This is a genomic window from Parasynechococcus marenigrum WH 8102 (genome assembly GCF_000195975.1).
Classification (GTDB): domain Bacteria; phylum Cyanobacteriota; class Cyanobacteriia; order PCC-6307; family Cyanobiaceae; genus Parasynechococcus; species Parasynechococcus marisnigri.
In genome coordinates, this window is record NC_005070.1 from 1417896 (window position 1) to 1435589 (window position 17694).

The 17694-nt window shown below is 60.6% G+C and carries 21 protein-coding genes; 15 read left to right on the plus strand and 6 right to left on the minus strand.

The annotated features are described in order from the left end of the window. Window positions 1-2 precede the first annotated feature (2 nt). The 4 genes from TX72_RS07355 to TX72_RS07365 all read left to right on the plus strand — a co-directional run bounded on the left by TX72_RS07355 (window position 3) and on the right by TX72_RS07365 (window position 1525). Window positions 3-437, plus strand: coding sequence for a nuclear transport factor 2 family protein (locus TX72_RS07355; RefSeq protein ID WP_011128326.1), 435 nt, complete (start codon window positions 3-5; stop codon window positions 435-437). Between the two features lie 56 nt (window positions 438-493). Continuing rightward, window positions 494-658, plus strand: coding sequence for a hypothetical protein (locus TX72_RS14195; RefSeq protein ID WP_158305740.1), 165 nt, complete (start codon window positions 494-496; stop codon window positions 656-658). 119 nt (window positions 659-777) lie between these two features. Continuing rightward, a complete protein-coding gene (locus tag TX72_RS07360; RefSeq protein ID WP_011128327.1) occupies window positions 778-963 on the plus strand; it encodes a PM-15 family protein in 186 nt (61 codons plus the stop codon). A 28-nt stretch (window positions 964-991) separates the two neighbouring features. Further along, a complete protein-coding gene (locus TX72_RS07365; protein WP_011128328.1) occupies window positions 992-1525 on the plus strand; it encodes a hypothetical protein in 534 nt (177 codons plus the stop codon). Window positions 1526-1640: 115 nt separating this feature from the next. Here TX72_RS07365 and TX72_RS15015 read toward each other — a convergent pair whose 3' ends face one another. The 5 genes from TX72_RS15015 to TX72_RS07390 form a co-directional block, all read right to left on the minus strand. Further along, window positions 1641-1751: a DUF8642 family protein gene (locus TX72_RS15015; protein ID WP_524902833.1), complete on the minus strand. Its 111-nt coding sequence runs from the start codon at window positions 1749-1751 to the stop codon at window positions 1641-1643. A gap of 125 nt (window positions 1752-1876) precedes the next feature. Next, the gene (locus TX72_RS07375; RefSeq protein WP_042503608.1) at window positions 1877-2074 is read right to left on the minus strand and encodes a hypothetical protein; all 198 of its coding nucleotides are present in this window, start codon (window positions 2072-2074) and stop codon (window positions 1877-1879) included. 146 nt (window positions 2075-2220) lie between these two features. Continuing rightward, entirely contained in the window at window positions 2221-2469 is a 249-nt protein-coding gene (locus tag TX72_RS14200) for a hypothetical protein (protein WP_011128332.1), read from the minus strand. Between the two features lie 219 nt (window positions 2470-2688). Then, entirely contained in the window at window positions 2689-3765 is a 1077-nt protein-coding gene (psbA, locus tag TX72_RS07385) for a photosystem II reaction center subunit D1 (protein ID WP_011128334.1), read from the minus strand. A gap of 141 nt (window positions 3766-3906) precedes the next feature. Further along, window positions 3907-5235 carry a YcjF family protein gene (locus tag TX72_RS07390; RefSeq protein ID WP_011128335.1) on the minus strand — a complete coding sequence of 443 codons (1329 nt, stop codon included), beginning with the start codon at window positions 5233-5235 and terminating at the stop codon, window positions 3907-3909. 113 nt (window positions 5236-5348) lie between these two features. Between TX72_RS07390 and TX72_RS07395 the strand changes: the two genes are divergently transcribed. The 5 genes from TX72_RS07395 (at window position 5349) to TX72_RS07415 (ending at window position 9309) form a co-directional block, all read left to right on the plus strand. Continuing rightward, on the plus strand, window positions 5349-6287 hold the full coding sequence (locus TX72_RS07395; protein ID WP_011128336.1) for a cation diffusion facilitator family transporter: 939 nt from the start codon (window positions 5349-5351) through the stop codon (window positions 6285-6287). Continuing rightward, window positions 6280-6798, plus strand: coding sequence for a hypothetical protein (locus TX72_RS07400; RefSeq protein ID WP_042503611.1), 519 nt, complete (start codon window positions 6280-6282; stop codon window positions 6796-6798). Before TX72_RS07395 ends, TX72_RS07400 begins: the two co-directional genes overlap by 8 nt. 16 nt (window positions 6799-6814) lie before the next feature. After that, on the plus strand, window positions 6815-7399 hold the full coding sequence (locus TX72_RS07405) for a DUF8668 family protein (RefSeq protein ID WP_011128338.1): 585 nt from the start codon (window positions 6815-6817) through the stop codon (window positions 7397-7399). A gap of 3 nt (window positions 7400-7402) precedes the next feature. Beyond that, window positions 7403-8416: a tryptophan--tRNA ligase gene (gene trpS, locus TX72_RS07410; RefSeq protein WP_011128339.1), complete on the plus strand. Its 1014-nt coding sequence runs from the start codon at window positions 7403-7405 to the stop codon at window positions 8414-8416. Between the two features lie 233 nt (window positions 8417-8649). Beyond that, window positions 8650-9309 (plus strand): glycoside hydrolase family 24 protein, encoded by a 660-nt coding sequence (locus TX72_RS07415; RefSeq protein ID WP_011128340.1) that lies wholly within the window; start codon window positions 8650-8652, stop codon window positions 9307-9309. Here the strand turns inward: TX72_RS07415 and TX72_RS07420 are convergent. Next, the gene (locus tag TX72_RS07420; protein ID WP_011128341.1) at window positions 9294-9635 is read right to left on the minus strand and encodes a DUF2605 domain-containing protein; all 342 of its coding nucleotides are present in this window, start codon (window positions 9633-9635) and stop codon (window positions 9294-9296) included. The genes TX72_RS07415 and TX72_RS07420 overlap by 16 nt on opposite strands. A gap of 28 nt (window positions 9636-9663) precedes the next feature. Between TX72_RS07420 and thrS the strand changes: the two genes are divergently transcribed. The 6 genes from thrS (at window position 9664) to TX72_RS07450 (ending at window position 17693) form a co-directional block, all read left to right on the plus strand. Beyond that, on the plus strand, window positions 9664-11499 hold the full coding sequence (gene thrS, locus TX72_RS07425) for a threonine--tRNA ligase (protein WP_011128342.1): 1836 nt from the start codon (window positions 9664-9666) through the stop codon (window positions 11497-11499). Then, window positions 11496-11888, plus strand: a complete 393-nt coding sequence (locus tag TX72_RS07430; protein WP_011128343.1) for a DUF1824 family protein — start codon at window positions 11496-11498, stop codon at window positions 11886-11888. Before thrS ends, TX72_RS07430 begins: the two co-directional genes overlap by 4 nt. 72 nt (window positions 11889-11960) lie before the next feature. Beyond that, complete coding sequence (gene glk, locus TX72_RS07435) at window positions 11961-12995, plus strand: glucokinase (protein WP_011128344.1); 1035 nt, start codon at window positions 11961-11963, stop codon at window positions 12993-12995. Window positions 12996-13009: 14 nt separating this feature from the next. Beyond that, window positions 13010-13957: a homoserine kinase gene (thrB, locus tag TX72_RS07440; protein WP_011128345.1), complete on the plus strand. Its 948-nt coding sequence runs from the start codon at window positions 13010-13012 to the stop codon at window positions 13955-13957. A 57-nt stretch (window positions 13958-14014) separates the two neighbouring features. Next, window positions 14015-15586 (plus strand): NAD(P)H-quinone oxidoreductase subunit 4, encoded by a 1572-nt coding sequence (locus TX72_RS07445; RefSeq protein ID WP_011128346.1) that lies wholly within the window; start codon window positions 14015-14017, stop codon window positions 15584-15586. Between the two features lies 1 nt (window position 15587). Continuing rightward, window positions 15588-17693 (plus strand): M3 family metallopeptidase, encoded by a 2106-nt coding sequence (locus tag TX72_RS07450; protein WP_011128347.1) that lies wholly within the window; start codon window positions 15588-15590, stop codon window positions 17691-17693. Window position 17694 lies beyond the last annotated feature (1 nt).

Genomic DNA, 17694 nt, shown 5'->3' on the forward strand with positions numbered 1-17694 from the left:
CCATGTTGATGCCACCCCTCGATTCTGAATCTCTACGCCAGCTGTTCACCAAGCCCTATGGCGAAGCTGGTCCAACAGCCGAGCAGTGGAGAGCGGTTTATTCCGAAGACGTGCACTTCATCGATCCAACCCAGGAACGGCAGGGCGTGGATGCCTACATCAAGGCGCAGGATGGTTTGATCCAGCGGTGCGATGATGTATTCCTTGAAACAAGCCATGTTGCTATGACAGGGAATCTGGCCTTTGTGGAATGGCGGATGGGCCTCAAAATCAAAGGTATGGAGTTCATCTACCCAGGCACAACCCGGCTTGTCTTCGGGGAAGACGGGCGCATTGTCAAGCACCGGGACTACTTTGACTTTGTCGGTCCAACCTTCGGACCCGTCCCGATTCTTGGACCTGTCGTTCGTTGGATCTACAAGCGCTTTGTGTCTTGACGTTGCCCCCAAAGCAGTAAAGATTGGGCGATGATGTTTGGATCTAACCCAACTCGATGGATCACGAGCTCGACAAAGTCATTGCCTGGATTGATGACAGGGATGCAGATGCTGAGCAGTGGCTCAACGAGCAGGCTGCTGAGCGGTTCAACCTTCGAGCGGAATCCGAGATGAGCGATTACATCCAGACCATTCTTTCGTCAGACCTCCTGCCTGACTGAAGCAACAGCCCTGCAGCACGATCATCGACCCTGGTGTGTGGCACTGGTATGAAGAAATTTGAGCAGGTCATGCAAGCGGCCAGCAACCCATCCAAGGTCTGTTTACGCGCAGCAGTGAAATGACCCTCGGTGAGCTCTTCCTCGAAGCGATGTCAAGCGGTGTGATCACCAACGGTGAGATGACCTGGATCACGGACCATCAACCTCAGTTCAGTCGAACAGAAGAAGCGGTCGCCCTGCGGCTGGGACGAATGATCGATGAAGGAAGCATCCAATTGGGGTGCCGGATGCCGTTGAGCAACTAAGTCCAACAACGTCGAACAGGGTGACGCGATGCGTTTGAACTTCATTCCCATCCATGTGTTTCGCGAGACACCTGCTGTCACCTTTTTTGACGCCGGTGTCTCAGGAAGCAATGGAACCGATGTCGTTGCCCACCACAGTGCAGCAACGTCACCCCCTGACCTCGACGGCTCTGAGCAGTACTACGTCCACCAACATCAGATCGACCACAATCTTGTCCTGACTGGGCAAAGAGTGTTCACGCTGTTGAATCCAACCTGGGATCAACCCCACCATGTGATTCATCTCGTTCGCGCCATGGGGGCACTGCAGATCCCCATCGGTACGTTTCACCGCTCAGTATCCGGCGAGGACGGCAGCCTTGTGTTGAATCAATCCGTACGGGATCAGAACTTCAACTACGCCACTGAATTCATCCCGGTCAAACTCAGCGACCGTCAGGATCTGATGACGGCAAAAAGCAGTCCACCTTGGGTGTGGACCTGGCGTGATGGCCACATCTGTCGCCATCACAGCATCAGCGAAGGAGACTGCGTTGCGGTCTTCGATTCCCAAGGCGCTTGACCAATCGCTCCCGTGCACCGAGGTGACGCTGCTGCTCAACCGTGACCAGCCGCCAGCCAAGCCAGGAGATAACAGTCAGGACGATCACAACAGTGACAAACGGGACCATCACGAATCAAAGGCAAAGACTGCTGGCCCAGAGCTCCTCATCGTCTCCCAGGTGGTCACGCACGCAGGTCGTGACGCAAGACCCATCATCGATCGAGCAGTGCGTGATGCACTCCATGCAGGCCTCAACGGCGTCCCATTGGCATTGAGCTTCAGAGTCCAAGGGCTTCTGAGATCACTCCCTGCGTTTTACGTCAGCAACCGCTGACTGTCTGCGATTTAGTGAAGAGGCGTGAAGCGTGCTTAGCGCTGACCATCTTCATGCAAAGTGCATTCTAGCAAGGCGGCATAAAGCAACCGTTGCAGCGTCTGGAGATCCTGCTGCTCCCGTGGATCCGGCCCACCAGGCCATCGCTCGAGGTAGTAAGCCACCGAGCGATGGAGCAGACGAATGGCATCAGCATCCAGGTCGAACTGAAGCCTTGGCGCTTGATCGGTCATACATCGATTCTGACTGAACCAGGGCTTGACGAGACAGTCAAACCGCATTAGTACATCAGTACTGAAGCAGTGGAATCGAGCACATGGCGACGCCGAAGCAGCCGCACTGGACCACGATCACCACGGCGACGTTGCGCCCAAGTCGGTCATCCATGGTTTGCATCACCTGCCAGCAATTCCGGCATGCCCTGACAGAGGACGGAACCACCATTCCAGCCTGCAGCCGCCACGAACGACTCCTGCCCCAGGGCGCACATCTGAACCATCGCTGCCATCAATGGATGCAACGCCTTGAACACGAGATTGGCTGGTGCCCAGAAGTTGCCTGATGGGATATGTACAAGAGCATTGCGTTCATCTGACGTTCTTGCGTGTTCATGAACGAGCGACGTCATAACCGACCGACAAACGCCGGAATCAGCAACGCATTCACCAGATCCAGGAAGAAGGCTGATACCAGCGGCACGATCAAAAAGACTCGCCTGGATGGTCCGTACTGCTGCATTGCGGCGGCGCTTGCACCAGCAAAAAGCCCCCACCTTGCGGTGGAGGCATTCCGATTCAGTTGATCTGAATCGTTTGGTCTATTCCCGAGGGAACAGGTTGATTCCAGATCAACCGATGGCAGGAGCCTGCAGAGCCACAGGAGTGGACTCAACAGTTGCCAGGTCGAGGGGGAAGTTGTGAGCGTTGCGCTCGTGCATCACTTCCATGCCGAGGCCGGCACGGTTCACCATGTCGGCCCAGGTGTTCACAACACGGCCCTGTCCATCAAGGATGGACTGGTTGAAGTTGAAGCCGTTCAGGTTGAAGGCCATGGTTGACACGCCCATGGACGTGAACCAGATGCCGACAACAGGCCAGGCGCCCAGGAAGAAGTGGAGGCTACGGCTGTTATTGAAGGAGGCGTATTGGAAGATCAGGCGACCGAAGTAACCGTGGGCAGCCACGATGTTGTAGGTCTCTTCCTCTTGGCCGAACTTGTAGCCGTAGTTCTGGGACTCGGTCTCGGTGGTTTCACGCACCAGAGAGGAGGTCACCAGGGAGCCGTGCATGGCGGAGAACAGGGAGCCACCGAACACACCTGCAACACCCAGCATGTGGAAGGGGTGCATCAGGATGTTGTGCTCAGCCTGGAACACCAGCATGAAGTTGAACGTGCCGGAGATGCCCAGGGGCATGCCATCGGAGAAGGAGCCCTGACCGAAGGGATACACCAGGAAAACGGCCATCGCAGCAGACAGCGGAGCGCTGTAGGCGACGCAGATCCAGGGGCGCATGCCCAGGCGGTAAGAGAGTTCCCACTGACGACCCATGTAGGCGGAAATGCCGATCAGGAAGTGGAAGCAAACCAGCTGATAAGGGCCGCCGTTGTACAGCCACTCATCGAGAGAAGCGGCTTCCCAGATGGGATAGAAGTGCAGGCCGATGGCGTTGCTGGAAGGAACAACAGCACCGGAGATGATGTTGTTGCCGTAGATCAGGGAGCCAGCGACAGGCTCACGAATGCCATCGATATCGACGGGGGGCGCTGCGATGAACGCAATGGTGAAGCAGATGGTGGCCGCCAGCAGGCAGGGAATCATCAGCACGCCGAACCAACCCACATAGATGCGGTTGTTGGTGTCGGTCACCCACTGACAAAAAGCTTCCCAGTTGCTCTGGCGTCCGCTGCGAATGGCGGTGGACATAACAGAAAAGAAGACGGATAAACCGCTCTCCCAATCAGGAGATCGGTGGATCAAGACTATGGAGAGGATGCAGCAATACCCTGTTTTTCAACATTCCGAATCAACCCTCAACGCAACTTCATGAAGCACTACATGAAGCATTCATGAAGTTGCTTGAAGCAACCAGCGGCGTGAATCCTGCAGAAAGTCATTCCAATTCAGCCGTTCCTCCTCCGCCGCTTGAGCCACCAGCAAGGGAGCACGCTGCCGAAGTTCAACAAGATCCGGCTCGGCGACGCCTGCACTGAGGGCCAACCAGTCGGCCATCGACCTCCCCACAACCCGCGTCAGGTAGGCAGCACTCAAGGCCTGCATGGACCCTGCCACCAACCAGGTGCCTCCATCCAGCTTCGCCAGTCCCAGCAGAGTCTGACCGGTCCACTCGACCACCCCCTGAGCAAGGGCGACGCGGGCCAGCTGGGCGGCTGCCTCCTGAAGCAGCTCGATCTTCACCGTTGAGCCCCAGATCGTCGCCATCTCACGGATCATCAGACCGTTGGCGACGGCTACAGCCAAGAGATCGACGCTGGCCAAGGGCGAAGCGAACACAGACCCCGCCACAAGCCACTGGGTCCGTCCCTGCAGTTGCTGAAAACGGACCCAACGCAACTGTTCAAGCTCCGCCTGCCAGGTCTGATGGAGACCACGCAGGAGGCGTTGACGGGTTTCAGCCAGCAATCCAGCCTTCTGAAGCTCTCGACGAATCGGGACGAGGGCACGCCGCAGATGGGCGTCCCCGTTCTGCATCACAGCCATGCGCTCAAACCAGCGATCATCGAGCTGCGGAGACAGCTCAGCCTGGGTCTCGCTGCTGGATTGCTCCTGCCCCGATCGCACCAGCAACCAGGCCCGTTGTTCGCGTGGCAGCTGCTGCAGCCAGAGAAGATCCGCCGCCATCAATGGCGCCGACAAGCTGAACAGGATCAGGTCCTGATCCTCCAACCCTGAGGGCCAGATCCGTTCACCGCCCTGGGAGTCCAGGGGATGGGCTAACGACAGTTCCAGCGGCTTCGAACCGGTCAGGGCCTGCTGAAGAGGCTCCAGCGCGGGTCGACTGCTGGCGTCAACACACACCAACGCCACCTTCAGAGGCGCCTCTCGCTCGATGACTTGTTGCAATCTCAGCCGCCGCAACGCGCAGCCTGCGGCCGTCTCACCTTCAAAGGCCTCGAACTGGTCCAGAACGGAACCACAGCGTTCAACCCATCCCTGAACCGTGGAGGGCTCCTGGAAGCTGGGTGACCCGGAGCGTCGACCGAACCAGATCACCCCGGCACCAGCGGCCAGCAGCCCCAGACCACCGCCGGGAACATGCAGCAGGTCATTGACCAACCACTGACCCAGTAACAAGCCGCCACCCGCCAGAGCAATCGGTCCCACCAGGGCTTGGCGAGGCGGCCAGAGGGGAGCCAGCGACAGCGGAAGTTTCAAAGCAACGCCGGGACGACGAGTGGTTGTCTTAGCCCAGAGAGCGATCGGAAACCAGAAAGACCGGTCAGAGCGTTGACTTCTCCATACCGTGTGGTGGTTGCTGCACACGATGGATGGCCATCGCCCTGGAGAGCCACGGAGGCGGCAGGTCCGGTGACCGGCGATCAGACGTCCGCCGAGTGCTGATGGTGGCCCTTGGGCTGAACATCAGCATGTCGCTGTTGAAATTGCTGGTGGGTGTCACCAGCGGATCGCTGGCGGTGATCGCTGATGCCATGCACAGCGCCACGGATGCACTCTCCAGCCTCACGGGGTTGATCACCAACAACCTCTCCGACCCTCAGCCGGATCGGGATCACCCCTATGGCCATCACAAATACGAAGCCGTCGGGGCCCTCGGTATTGCTGGATTCATCCTGTTCACAGCGCTGGAGATCCTGCTGCGCTCCGGGGAACGGCTGCTGGAAGGGCTTCCGCCGATCCGCGTTGGGGGCCACGAACTCATGCTGTTGGTGCTGGTTCTTGGGTTCAACCTTCTGTTGGCGGGCTACGAACACCGGGAGGGTCGACGCCTCAACAGCTCTCTGCTCAAGGCCGATGCGCAGCACGCCGCCAGCGATGTATGGACCACTGTGGTGGTGCTGCTTGGGATGGCAGGTGCCCTCTGGCTCGAGATCTCCTGGCTGGACATCGCTCTGGCGATTCCGATGGCACTGCTTTTGATCAGGGTGTGCTGGAAGGTGCTACGCCGCACCCTGCCCTGGCTGGTGGACCACATCGCGATCGCGCCGGAATCCATCCACAGGGAAGTCATGGCCGTGGCCGGCGTGATCAACTGTCACGACATCGCCAGTCGCGGCGTTCTGGGTCAGCAGGTGTTCATCGACATGCACATGGTGGTGGAGACCAACGATCTATCGACAGCCCACCGCATCACTGAACTGGTGGAGGAGAGACTCGATCGGGTCTTCGGCCCGGTGCGCTGCACGATTCATCTGGAGCCCAAGGATTATGTGGAGGACGGGATCACCTACACCGGCACCCATGGTTGATCCAGCCAATCCCCTGGAGGGATTGACCAGGCGGCAGCTGCAGGGTCTGCACAACCTGCTGGGCGACGTGCGCAGCTCACTGGCCTGGTCGTGGCAGCTTCCTGTGCTGATCCGACAACGCTGCTGGCTTCGCTTGGAAATGATTGAGCTGGGCAACTTGCACCGCTGGTTGCCACCTGATGGCTGTGAAGAGGCCCCGGAACTGTGCCGCTACCGCGAGCTGGTGGCGCAGGGATGGTCGCCGCTGCAGGCCCAGGAACAGTGCTGGCGGGAATTCGGGGACGATGACTGTCGCACTGCCCTGCAACGGTTCTGGGCCAGTCAGCAGGATCGGAAGCACGACTGGACCGTCCAGCGATATCTGGCCTTGATCAGCTGCTATCGGCGCTCCATCGAAGCGGGTGTGGCCACCATCCCGATGCTGGTGCTGCCCCGAGCTGGGGGAGCGACAGATCATCAGCTGCACTGGGTTTCGGACAGCACACCGTCGATGCGGCACACTTGCGCCTGATTCCAGGCCACGGGCCATGAGTGATTCCTACGGCGAGCCCCAACAGCAGGGGGCTCAAGGCGACGGTTCCCGCGGTGACGGTTACCGCGGTGAAGGTGGTCGAGGCGGCGGCCGTGGCGGCCGTGGCCCTGGCAACCGCGAAGGCGGTGGGTTCCGCATCCGCCTGAGCGAGAACGAAATGCGTTCTGCCCGTGCGCTGCAGGAGGCCTTCAACCTTCGCTCCACCGTGGCTGTTCTCGGTTTCGCCTTGCGAACCCTGGGTCAGATGCTGGAAGACGGTCAGTTGGATGAGCTGATCGAACAGCAACGCAATCAGGCCCCACGAGGCCGCCGCGAGGGCGGTGGACGTGATGGTGGCGGTCGAGACGGTGGCGGTCGCGGGCGGCGCTCGGATGATGATCGCCAAGGCGGTCGTGGCTCCCGCCCCGATCCTTTCGCTCGCCCCGCCAAGCCTCAACCCGAACCGGAGCCGACGCCGGAACCGGAATCGACCCCCGAAGAAGCGACGCCATCAGACGCTCCCGCAGAGGACACACCAGCGGAGGCTTCGACAGACCTTCCCAACGAGGAGGAGTCCAAAGCAGCAACCCCTGAGGCCTGATCCATGGGGAGACCGAGGGTTCTCTCCGGTGTGCAGCCGACCGGTGCCTTGCACCTCGGCAACTGGCTTGGAGCGATTCGCAACTGGGTTGATCTCCAGGACACCCACGACACCTTTGTGTGCGTGGTTGATCTCCATGCCATCACCGTTCCCCACGACCCGGCCCGGCTAGCGGACGACACCCTCAACACCGCTGCGCTCTATCTGGCCTGCGGGATGGATCCGCAGCGGTGCTCAATTTTCATCCAGAGTCAAGTCGCCGCCCACAGTGAGCTGTGCTGGCTGCTGAACTGCGTGACACCGCTCAACTGGTTGGAGCGGATGATTCAGTTCAAGGAAAAGGCCGTGAAACAGGGGGACAACGTCTCCGTCGGCCTTCTGGATTACCCCGTTCTGATGGCGGCAGACATCCTTCTCTATGACGCGGACCTCGTTCCAGTCGGGGAAGACCAGAAGCAACACCTGGAGCTGGCGCGTGACATCGCCCAACAGCGGATCAATGCGCGCTTCGGAAGCGAAGAACGTCCGGTACTGAAGGTACCCAAGCCGCTCATCCTCAAAGAAGGCGCACGGGTGATGAGCCTCACGGATGGACGCAGCAAGATGAGCAAAAGCGACCCGAACGAGGGCAGCCGCATCACCCTGCTCGACCCGCCTGAACTCATCACCAAAAAGATCAAACGGGCAAAGACCGATCCGAAGCGAGGTCTCGAATTCTCCAATCCTGACCGTCCGGAAACAGACAATCTCCTGGGTCTCTACGCGATCCTCAGCGGCAAGGGCCGTGAAGCAGCTGCAGACGAGTGTGCAGACATGGGCTGGGGACAGTTCAAACCCCTTCTGGCTGATGCAGCAGTGGCGGCTCTGGAACCGATTCAGGCTCGCCACAAAGAGCTGATGGCAGACCGCGTCGAGCTCGATCGCGTCCTGGCCAAGGGTCGTGATCAAGCTGAATCCGTGGCCAACGCATCGCTGGAACGTGTGAGAGATGCTTTGGGATTCGCGAAGTGCAGCTGATTACAGAACGGACTGTCGATCAGCGGAGCTGATCGATGGATCCCCCAAATGACGTCGACTCCTTCCGAACCAGGATCTCAGCGAAACATCTGCACACAAGCGAGTCTCGCGCGTCTTGCGAGGTTCTTTTGCCGGCATAAACACACCACAGGGGCTACGTCAAGCCCCTTGAGACCCATCTCGTGTTGACACGAGGTCATCCATCAGCTTGTTGAACTCTTTGACACACATGAGTGCTCAGGCCATTTCTTCACATCAAAGAATCCTCAACAGTGTTGGCTGTATCAGCCCCACTGTTCTGTGGAGTCTTGCTGTGTGCCGGAGCCTCGCCGGTTGCCACCGCGACCAGTCTTGGAACGCGCAGCGTTACGGAACTCAAACGCTCTCTGCTGGCCGACGTTCAAGAACAGGGGCCTTATCGGCTCACTCCTGAGCGGCGCGCTTTGCTGAACACCATTCGCTATGCAGAGGGCACCTGGACCGATGGTGAAAACAAGGGTTATCGCATCCTCTATGGCGGCAGCCAATTTCACGACCTATCTCGCCATCCACAAAAGGTGGTGGTGAATCGCTACGCCAGCGCTGCAGCGGGTGCATATCAATTTCTTCCTGCCACGTGGAACGGGCTGGCAGAAGAACTCACTCTTCACAGCTTCGAGCCGAGGTATCAGGACCAGGCCGCACTCCACCTGGTGAAGCGTCGTGGAGCTCTCGGTGAAATCGACAGCCGCGGCCTGACGAGGACGGCCATGGCACGACTGGCACCAGAGTGGGCTTCGTTCCCCACCCGCTCAGGGCGTTCGGCCTACGGCCAACCCGTGAAAAGCCACAGGGAACTGGTGCGTTTTTACGAAGACAACCTGAAACAACTCAAGGATCAACTCGGTGCCTGATCAGCTCTGGCACCTCCGATCCTTGCGGCCAACCCCCACACCTCCGTGACCAGGCCATGCCAAGGGGTCATGGCTTCCATGGAGACAGCCATCGGCTGCGATGAAGCCTTCACCAGGGCACGGGTGGCTGCAACGGCGCGTTGTCCTTCCCGGAGACGATCAAGGAATGCCCGCTGATCGTCGTGACTCACCACGGAGGCGGGACAGTTCTCGAGCAACTGTTCGCCCCGCTGAAACCAATGGTCAAAGTCATCCAGCAAAGACGTCAGCAGTGACTCCATCAGCGCGCCTGCTTCCTGCTTAAGCGGTGCATCGTCAGCGTTCATTGCATCGTCTTGAACCACGGCCCATAAGATGGCGGGCCCCGACCGCAAACCGGTGAGCAGCGCTGCAGCAACCACCCCAGCCCCTTCAGCTCCGGTGGTCCTGCCCAAAACCAGCGAAAGCTCGCAGCTGCTCAAAATCCGCCACTCGATGAGCCATGTGATGGCCATGGCGGTGCAACAGCTCTTCCCCAAGGCCCGCGTCACCATCGGGCCCTGGACGGAATCCGGGTTCTACTACGACTTCGACAACCCCGATCCCTTCACCGAAGCCGATCTCAAGGCGATCAAGAAGGGGATGATCAAGATCATTAATAAAAAGGTCCCGCTCGAGCGTGTCGAGGTGACGCGCGCTGAGGCGGAAACCAAGATCAAGGCCCAGAACGAGCCCTACAAGCTGGAGATCCTGGAAGGCCTCCAGGATCCGATCACCCTCTACACCCTCGGAGAGGACTGGTGGGATCTCTGCGCTGGCCCCCACGTGGAGCACACCGGCCAGCTCAACGCCAAAGCTTTTGAGCTGGAGAGCGTGGCAGGGGCGTACTGGCGCGGTGATGAAACCAAGGCCCAGTTGCACCGGATCTACGGCACGGCCTGGGAAACCCCCGAACAACTGGCCGAGCACAAACGCCGCAAGGAAGAGGCCTTGCGCCGGGATCACCGCCGCATCGGAAAAGACCTGGATCTGTTCTCAATCGAGGATGAAGCTGGTGCTGGATTGGTGTTCTGGCACCCCCGTGGCGCCCGCATGCGTCTGCTGATCGAGGAGTTCTGGCGCCAGGCTCACTTCGAAGGGGGCTACGAGCTGCTCTACACGCCCCACGTGGCCGACATCAGCCTCTGGAAGACCTCCGGCCACCTCGATTTCTACGCCGAGAGCATGTTCGGCCCCATGGAGGTGGACGAGCGGGAGTACCAGCTCAAGCCGATGAACTGCCCGTTCCACGTGCTCACCTACGCCAGCAAGCTGCGCAGCTACAGGGAATTGCCGATCCGCTGGGCCGAGCTGGGCACGGTGTACCGCTACGAGCGGCCGGGCGTGATGCACGGTTTGATGCGTGTGCGCGGCTTTACCCAGGACGATGCCCACGTGTTCTGCCTGCCCGAGCAGATCAGCGACGAGATACTGAAGATCCTCGACCTGACTGAGCGGATTCTCTCCACCTTCGATTTCAACACTTACGAGATCAACCTCTCCACCCGCCCGGAGAAGTCCATCGGCGATGACGCCGTCTGGGACCTCGCCACCAAGGGCCTGATCGAAGCACTGGAACGCAAGGGCTGGAAATACAAGATCGATGAAGGTGGCGGTGCCTTTTACGGCCCCAAGATCGACCTCAAGATCGAAGACGCCATCGGCCGGATGTGGCAGTGCTCCACCATCCAGCTCGATTTCAACCTGCCGGAGCGGTTCAAGCTCGACTACGTTGCTGCTGATGGCAGCAAACAGCGGCCGATCATGATCCACCGGGCCATCTTCGGCTCGCTGGAACGATTCTTCGGGATCATGACCGAGAACTACGCCGGCGATTACCCCTTCTGGCTGGCCCCTGAGCAGGTGCGGCTGCTGCCGGTCACCGATGAGGTGCAGCCCTATGCCGAAAGCCTGCTCGACCAGCTCACCCAGGCGGGCGTGCGGGCCACGATCGATCGCAGTGGCGACCGGCTCGGAAAATTGATCCGCACCGGCGAACAGATGAAGATCCCGGTTCTGGCAGTGATCGGTGCCAAGGAAGCTGAGCAAAACGCCGTGAGCCTGCGCAGCCGCAGGGATGGTGATCTAGGTGTGGCGGCTGTGGCCGATTTGCTCCGAGCTGCAGAGAGCGCCAACAGCCAACGTGCCGCAGGGCTGGGGCTGAACGGATGACCCAGTCGCCAATCTCCGCCCTCAGCGATCTGGCCCGCCTGCGCGATGCACCGGAGCTCAGCCTGGAGACCTGCAAACGCCTGCGAGCAGAGCTCGCCTCGGCCATGGCCAGCTCCATTTGGTTCACCGTCGGTGTGATGGCCCCCTCTGCCAAAAAAGCCCTCGCGGCCCTCAGGGCGCTGGAAACAAGCCAGGGATGGGATCCCATGGCAGTTGTTGACGGCACCGACGAAGACGGTCCTGTCTTCCTCAAAGCAAACCAACAAGGTGGATCGGTCCGCATCCGCATTGAACACGGCCTCGGCCAGGGAATCCTGATCACTGGGCATGGTGAGGACGAGAGCCTGCCCAGCACCACCTGGGGGCCGCTGCCGTTGAACTTTTTTTGATCTGGCACCCTGGATTGCCCTTCATCCGGATTGGTCGCAGCCTGAGTAGGTGAGCTTCATCCACTCGCTTTGATGCCCCGTCCCACTCTTCTCGCTGGCGACATGGGGGGGACCAAGACCCTTCTTGCGCTCTACGACCTCGAGGGTGAAACGCTGATCAAACGTCACCAGCAACGGTTTGTCTCAGCTGATTGGTCATCGCTGGAGCCGATGCTTCAGGCGTTTGTTGAGGAACGGCCCAAGGACGTCCAGGCGCCAACCCATGGCTGCATCGCCGTGGCAGGCCCTGTTCGCAATCGGCAGGCCCGGATCACCAACCTCCCCTGGCAGCTCAAGGAAGAGGATCTGGCTGCCGCCGCAGGGATGCAGCAACTGGAGCTGGTGAACGATTTCGGTGTGCTGATCTACGGCCTGCCTCACTTCGGCGCGGATCAGCAGGTGGTGCTGCAGGAGGGGAGTCAGGACGACGGGCCCCTGGCCATCCTTGGAGCTGGGACCGGCCTCGGCATGGCTCGAGGCGTTCGCACCAGCAACGGGCTGATGGCTCTCTCCAGCGAGGGTGGACATCGCGAATTCGCACCGCGCAGCGATGAGGAATGGCAACTGGCCTGCTGGCTCAAACAGGACCTGGGAGTCGACCGCCTGTCGATCGAGCGGGTGGTGAGCGGCACAGGGCTTGGCCACATCGCCCATTGGCTGCTGCAGCAGCCAGGCGCACAATCCCACCCCCTTCGTCCTGTGGCTGAGGCCTGGCGGCGAAATATGGCCAGTGACCTTCCAGCTCAGGTGTCTCTCGCGGCCGAAGAGGGGGACCCTCTGATGCGACATGCCCTTGACCTGTGGCTGTCGGCCTACGGCTCAGCCACAGGTGACCTGGCCCTGCAGGAACTCTGCAGCGGTGGTCTCTGGGTGGGAGGCGGCACGGCCTCAAAACAACGCAACGGACTGCAATCCCCGCTGTTCCTTGAGGCAATGCGCGACAAAGGTCGGTTCAAGGACTTCATCAGCGGTCTGAAGGTCACCGCTGTGATCGATCCGGAGGCTGGTCTGTTCAGCTCTGCCTGCCGAGCACGGATGTTGGCGGAGTCGGGTGGGACACTGGCCTGAGCAGACGTTCAGGGATGTCGCAGCCGCGCATCGGTCAGAAAGTGGTGGTGGATGTTCCGGCGACCACTGCCAACCTCGGACCGGGCTTCGACTGCCTTGGTGCCGCCCTGGATCTCAACAACCGCTTTGCCATGCGGCGGATCGAAGGCAGCGGTGAGCGATTCGAACTAATTATTGAGGGCACCTATGGTAGTCACTTACGCGGCGGGCCCGACAACCTCGTCTACCGCGCGGCTCAACGGGTCTGGAAAGCCGCAAACATGGAACCTGTGGCGCTGGAAGCCAGGGTCCGTCTGGCAGTGCCGCCAGCGAGGGGGCTGGGCAGCAGCGCCACCGCCATCGTCGCCGGACTGATGGGGGCCAATGCGCTCGTCGGTGAACCCCTCAGCAAGGAGAAACTGCTGGAGCTGGCCATCGACATCGAGGGGCATCCCGACAACGTCGTGCCCTCTTTGCTTGGAGGGCTCTGCATGACCGCCAAGGCTGCCTCTCAGCGGTGGAGGGTGGTGCGTTGTGAATGGATCAGCAGCGTCAAGGCCGTTGTGGCCATTCCATCGATTCGCCTGAGCACGAGCGAAGCCCGTCGAGCCATGCCGAAGGCGATCCCCGTCAGCGATGCCGTGGTCAACCTGGGAGCGCTCACCCTGTTACTGCAGGGTCTTCGCACCGGTAATGGTGATCTGATTGCGGATGGCATGCACGACCGCCTGCATGAGCCTTATCGCTGGCGCCTGATCAAAGGCGGGGATGACGTCAAAGCCGCGGCCCTGGAGGCGGGAGCCTGGGGATGCGCCATCAGTGGGGCTGGGCCGAGCATCATCGCCCTTTGCGCCGAAGACAAGGGCCAGGCCGTGAGCAGGGCCATGGTCAAGGCCTGGGAAGCTGCCGGCGTGGCCAGCCGGGCTCCTGTGCTGAATTTGCAGACCTCCGGAAGCCACTGGCAGCCCGCGGATGCTGGGTAGTTGTACCCAGATCGCAGAATCAGCCCTGTTAGCTTTGTTAAAGATTGCGGACGCTGAATGGACTCCGGGCTAGCGACGGACGCAATGGCGGGATCAGCCTTCCCCTGGCTGTCGTTGATTGTTCTGCTTCCAGCGTTCGGAGCACTGCTGATGCCCCTGATGCCAGGGGACGATGACCATCCCTCACCCTGGCCGCGCAACTTCGCCCTGATCGTCCTGTTCGTGGACCTTCTGTTGATGTTGCTGGTCTTCAGCACCCGATTTGATCCCAGCTTGAGTGGTTTGCAGCTGGTGGAACGGGTCAGCTGGCTTCCCTCCATCGGCCTCGAGTGGTCCCTTGGGGCGGATGGACTTTCCGCACCTCTGGTGGTGCTCAGCGGCTTGGTCACCTTCCTCTCCGTCGCCGCGAGCTGGTCGGTGCAGCGCAAATGCAAGTTGTACTTCGCATTGCTGCTGGTGCAGGCGTCAGCCCAGGGTCTGGTCTTCCTGTCACAGGATTTCCTGCTCTTCTTCCTGGCCTGGGAGCTGGAGTTGGTACCGGTTTACCTGCTGATCGCCATCTGGGGCGGACAGAACCGTCAATACGCCGCCACCAAATTCATCTTGTACACAGCCCTGGCTTCCCTGCTGATCCTGATCAGCGGACTGGCCCTGGCGTTGTCCGGTGATCAGTTCACCCTGAATCTCACGGAACTGGCCTCCCGTTCCCCAGGCGGCAGCTTCGGCCTTCTCTGTTACCTGGGATTCCTGGTGGGGTTCGGCGTGAAACTGCCGATGTTCCCTCTTCACACCTGGCTGCCTGATGCCCACGGCGAAGCCAACGCTCCAGTGTCGATGCTGCTGGCGGGCGTGCTGCTGAAGATGGGCGGCTACGCCCTGTTGCGTTTCAACGTCCAGATGCTGCCGGACGCCCATCTCACCCTGGCTCCTGCGCTGGTGATCCTCGGCATCGTCAATATTGTTTATGGCGCCCTGAACGCCTTCGCTCAGGACAATGTCAAGCGTCGGATCGCCTGCAGTTCCGTCAGTCACATGGGTTTTGTGCTGCTCGGCATCGGGGCCGTGGATGCTCTGGGCATCAGCGGCGCGATGTTGCAGATGGTGAGCCACGGACTGATCGCGGCCGCGATGTTCTTTTTCACCGGCGTCTTTTACGAGCGCACCAAAACCCTGTCCATTCCGAATATGGGTGGCCTGGCAAAAGCTCTGCCGATCACGTTTGCCTTTTTCCTGGCCAGTTCACTCGCATCTCTAGCCCTCCCGGGCATGAGCGGTTTCATCAGTGAAATCACGGTGTTCCTCGGCATCACCAGTCAGGAGGGCTTCACCTCGCTGTTCCGTGCCATCACCGTGCTTCTGGCCGCCATCGGCCTGGTGCTGACCCCGATCTATCTGCTGTCGATGTGCAGAAGGGTGTTTTTTGGCCCCAGGATCCCAGCATTGGCCAGTGTTGAAGACATGCGCCCAAGGGAACTGGTGATCGGCATGAGCCTCCTGGTACCGACCCTGGTGATCGGCATCTGGCCAAGGATCGCCATGGACCTCTACGAAGCGTCCACTGACAACCTGGCCACTGACCTGGGCCAGAGGGCTCTGGTGGCCCTGATCGAGCACCTACCCATCGGTTGAGATGAGCACCTCCATGCCCTCCGCCCTGCTTGAGGGGCACGGCCTTCCCTGTTTCGAGCAGATCACACCGGATCTGGTCCAGCAGGACATCCCCGTCCTGCTGGCTCAACTTGAACAGCAGTTCACAGAACTGGAGACGACGCTTCAGTCCAGGCTGGATAGTGGCGCCTCCATCAGCTGGGAGGAGGTGATGCAGCCGATGCGGCGCATCGGAGAGCGTCTCCGCTGGAGTTGGGGTGTGATCTCCCACCTCAACGGCGTCTGCAATTCGCCGGAGCTGCGTGAAGCCCACGCGGCTCAACAACCTGAGGTCGTGCGACTTAGCAACCGCCTGGGTCAGAGCAAGGTGCTGCATCAGGTTCTCTGCCGCCTGCAGGACGAGCCGAGCGAGCCCCTCAGCGCCACCCGCCAGCGAATACTCGACTCCGAACTGCTGTCGATGCAACAGCGGGGTGTCGGTCTCGATGGCGAGCATCAGAAAGCTTTCAACCAAGCCAGCGAACGTCTCGCAGCCCTCTCCACCAGCTTTGGCAATCACGTTCTTGATGCCACCCAGCAATGGACCCTCAAGCTCACCAATCCCGAGCAGGTGCAAGGTCTGCCCAAGCGAGCACTGGAGGCCCTGGCGGCCGCAGCACGGGATTCCGGTGACGCAGAAGCCACTGCCGAGGGGGGACCGTGGCTGGTGGGTCTGGACATGCCGAGATACATCCCGGTTCTCACCCACGCCGATGACAGGTCACTGAGGGAGACCGTTTATCGAGCCCATGTCAGCCGTGCCAGCCAGGGAGAGCTGGACAATGCTCCACTGATCGAGGAAATCCTCGGACTGCGCCGGGAGCAGGCCCAGCGGCTTGGCTACTCCCATTGGGCCGAACTCAGCCTTGCCAGCAAGATGGCCGACGACGTTCCGGCCGTCGAAGCGCTGCTGGAGGAGCTGCGTGCCGCGGCCTATCCAGCCGCCGAGACGGAGCTGGAGCAACTCAAGGCCTGCGCCAGCCGACAGGGTGCAGCCGAAGCCGACGCCCTGGCCCCCTGGGACATCACCTATTGGTCAGAAAAACTGCGACGCGAACGGTTTGATCTGGACCAGGAAGCCCTGCGCCCATGGTTCCCGCTGCCTCAGGTGCTCGATGGCCTGTTCGGCCTTTGTTCACGTCTGTTTGATGTGGAGATCACGCCGGGAGATGGCGAGGCGCCTGTGTGGCATAACGACGTGCGTTTCTTTCACGTCCGTCGCCGTGGTGGCGAACCGATCGCCGCGTTTTATCTGGATCCATACAGCCGTCCCGCCAGCAAACGCGGTGGAGCCTGGATGGATGAGTGCCTCGGGCGTCACCGCACTAGTGACGGCAGCCTTGTGCTGCCCGTGGCTTACCTGATCTGCAACCAGACTCCCCCCGTTGGAGAAGCCCCCAGCCTGATGAGCTTCGAAGAGGTGGAGACCCTCTTCCACGAATTCGGCCATGGTCTGCAGCACATGCTCACCACCGTCGAGGAACCGGAAGCCGCCGGCATCAGCAATGTGGAATGGGATGCGGTGGAACTTCCCAGTCAGTTCATGGAGAACTGGTGTCTGGACCAAAGCACCTTGATGGGCATGGCCCGCCACTGGCAGACCGGAGAACCTCTGCCCCAGGACGAGGTGAACAAACTCCGCAACAGCCGCACCTTCAATGCCGGACTGGCAACCTTGCGGCAGGTGCACTTCGCCCTCACCGATCTGCGGCTGCACAGCCAGTGGACGCCGCAGCTGGGACTGAGTCCAGACGAGTTACGTCGCGACATCGCCAACACCACCACCGTGATGCACCCGATCCCGGAAGATCGCTTCCTTTGCGCCTTCGGGCACATCTTCGCGGGGGGATATTCCGCCGGCTACTACTCCTACAAATGGGCCGAGGTGCTCAGTGCCGATGCCTATGCCGCCTTTGAGGAGGTCGGCCTCGACCAGGAGGATCAGGTGCGTGCCACCGGTGCCCGCTTCCGGGACACGGTGCTGAGCCTTGGCGGCAGCCGCGCGCCAGCTGAGGTGTTCAAGGCCTTCCGCGGTCGAGTCTCCAGCAGCGAGGCCCTGATCCGCCATTCGGGTCTTCAGGCGACCTGAG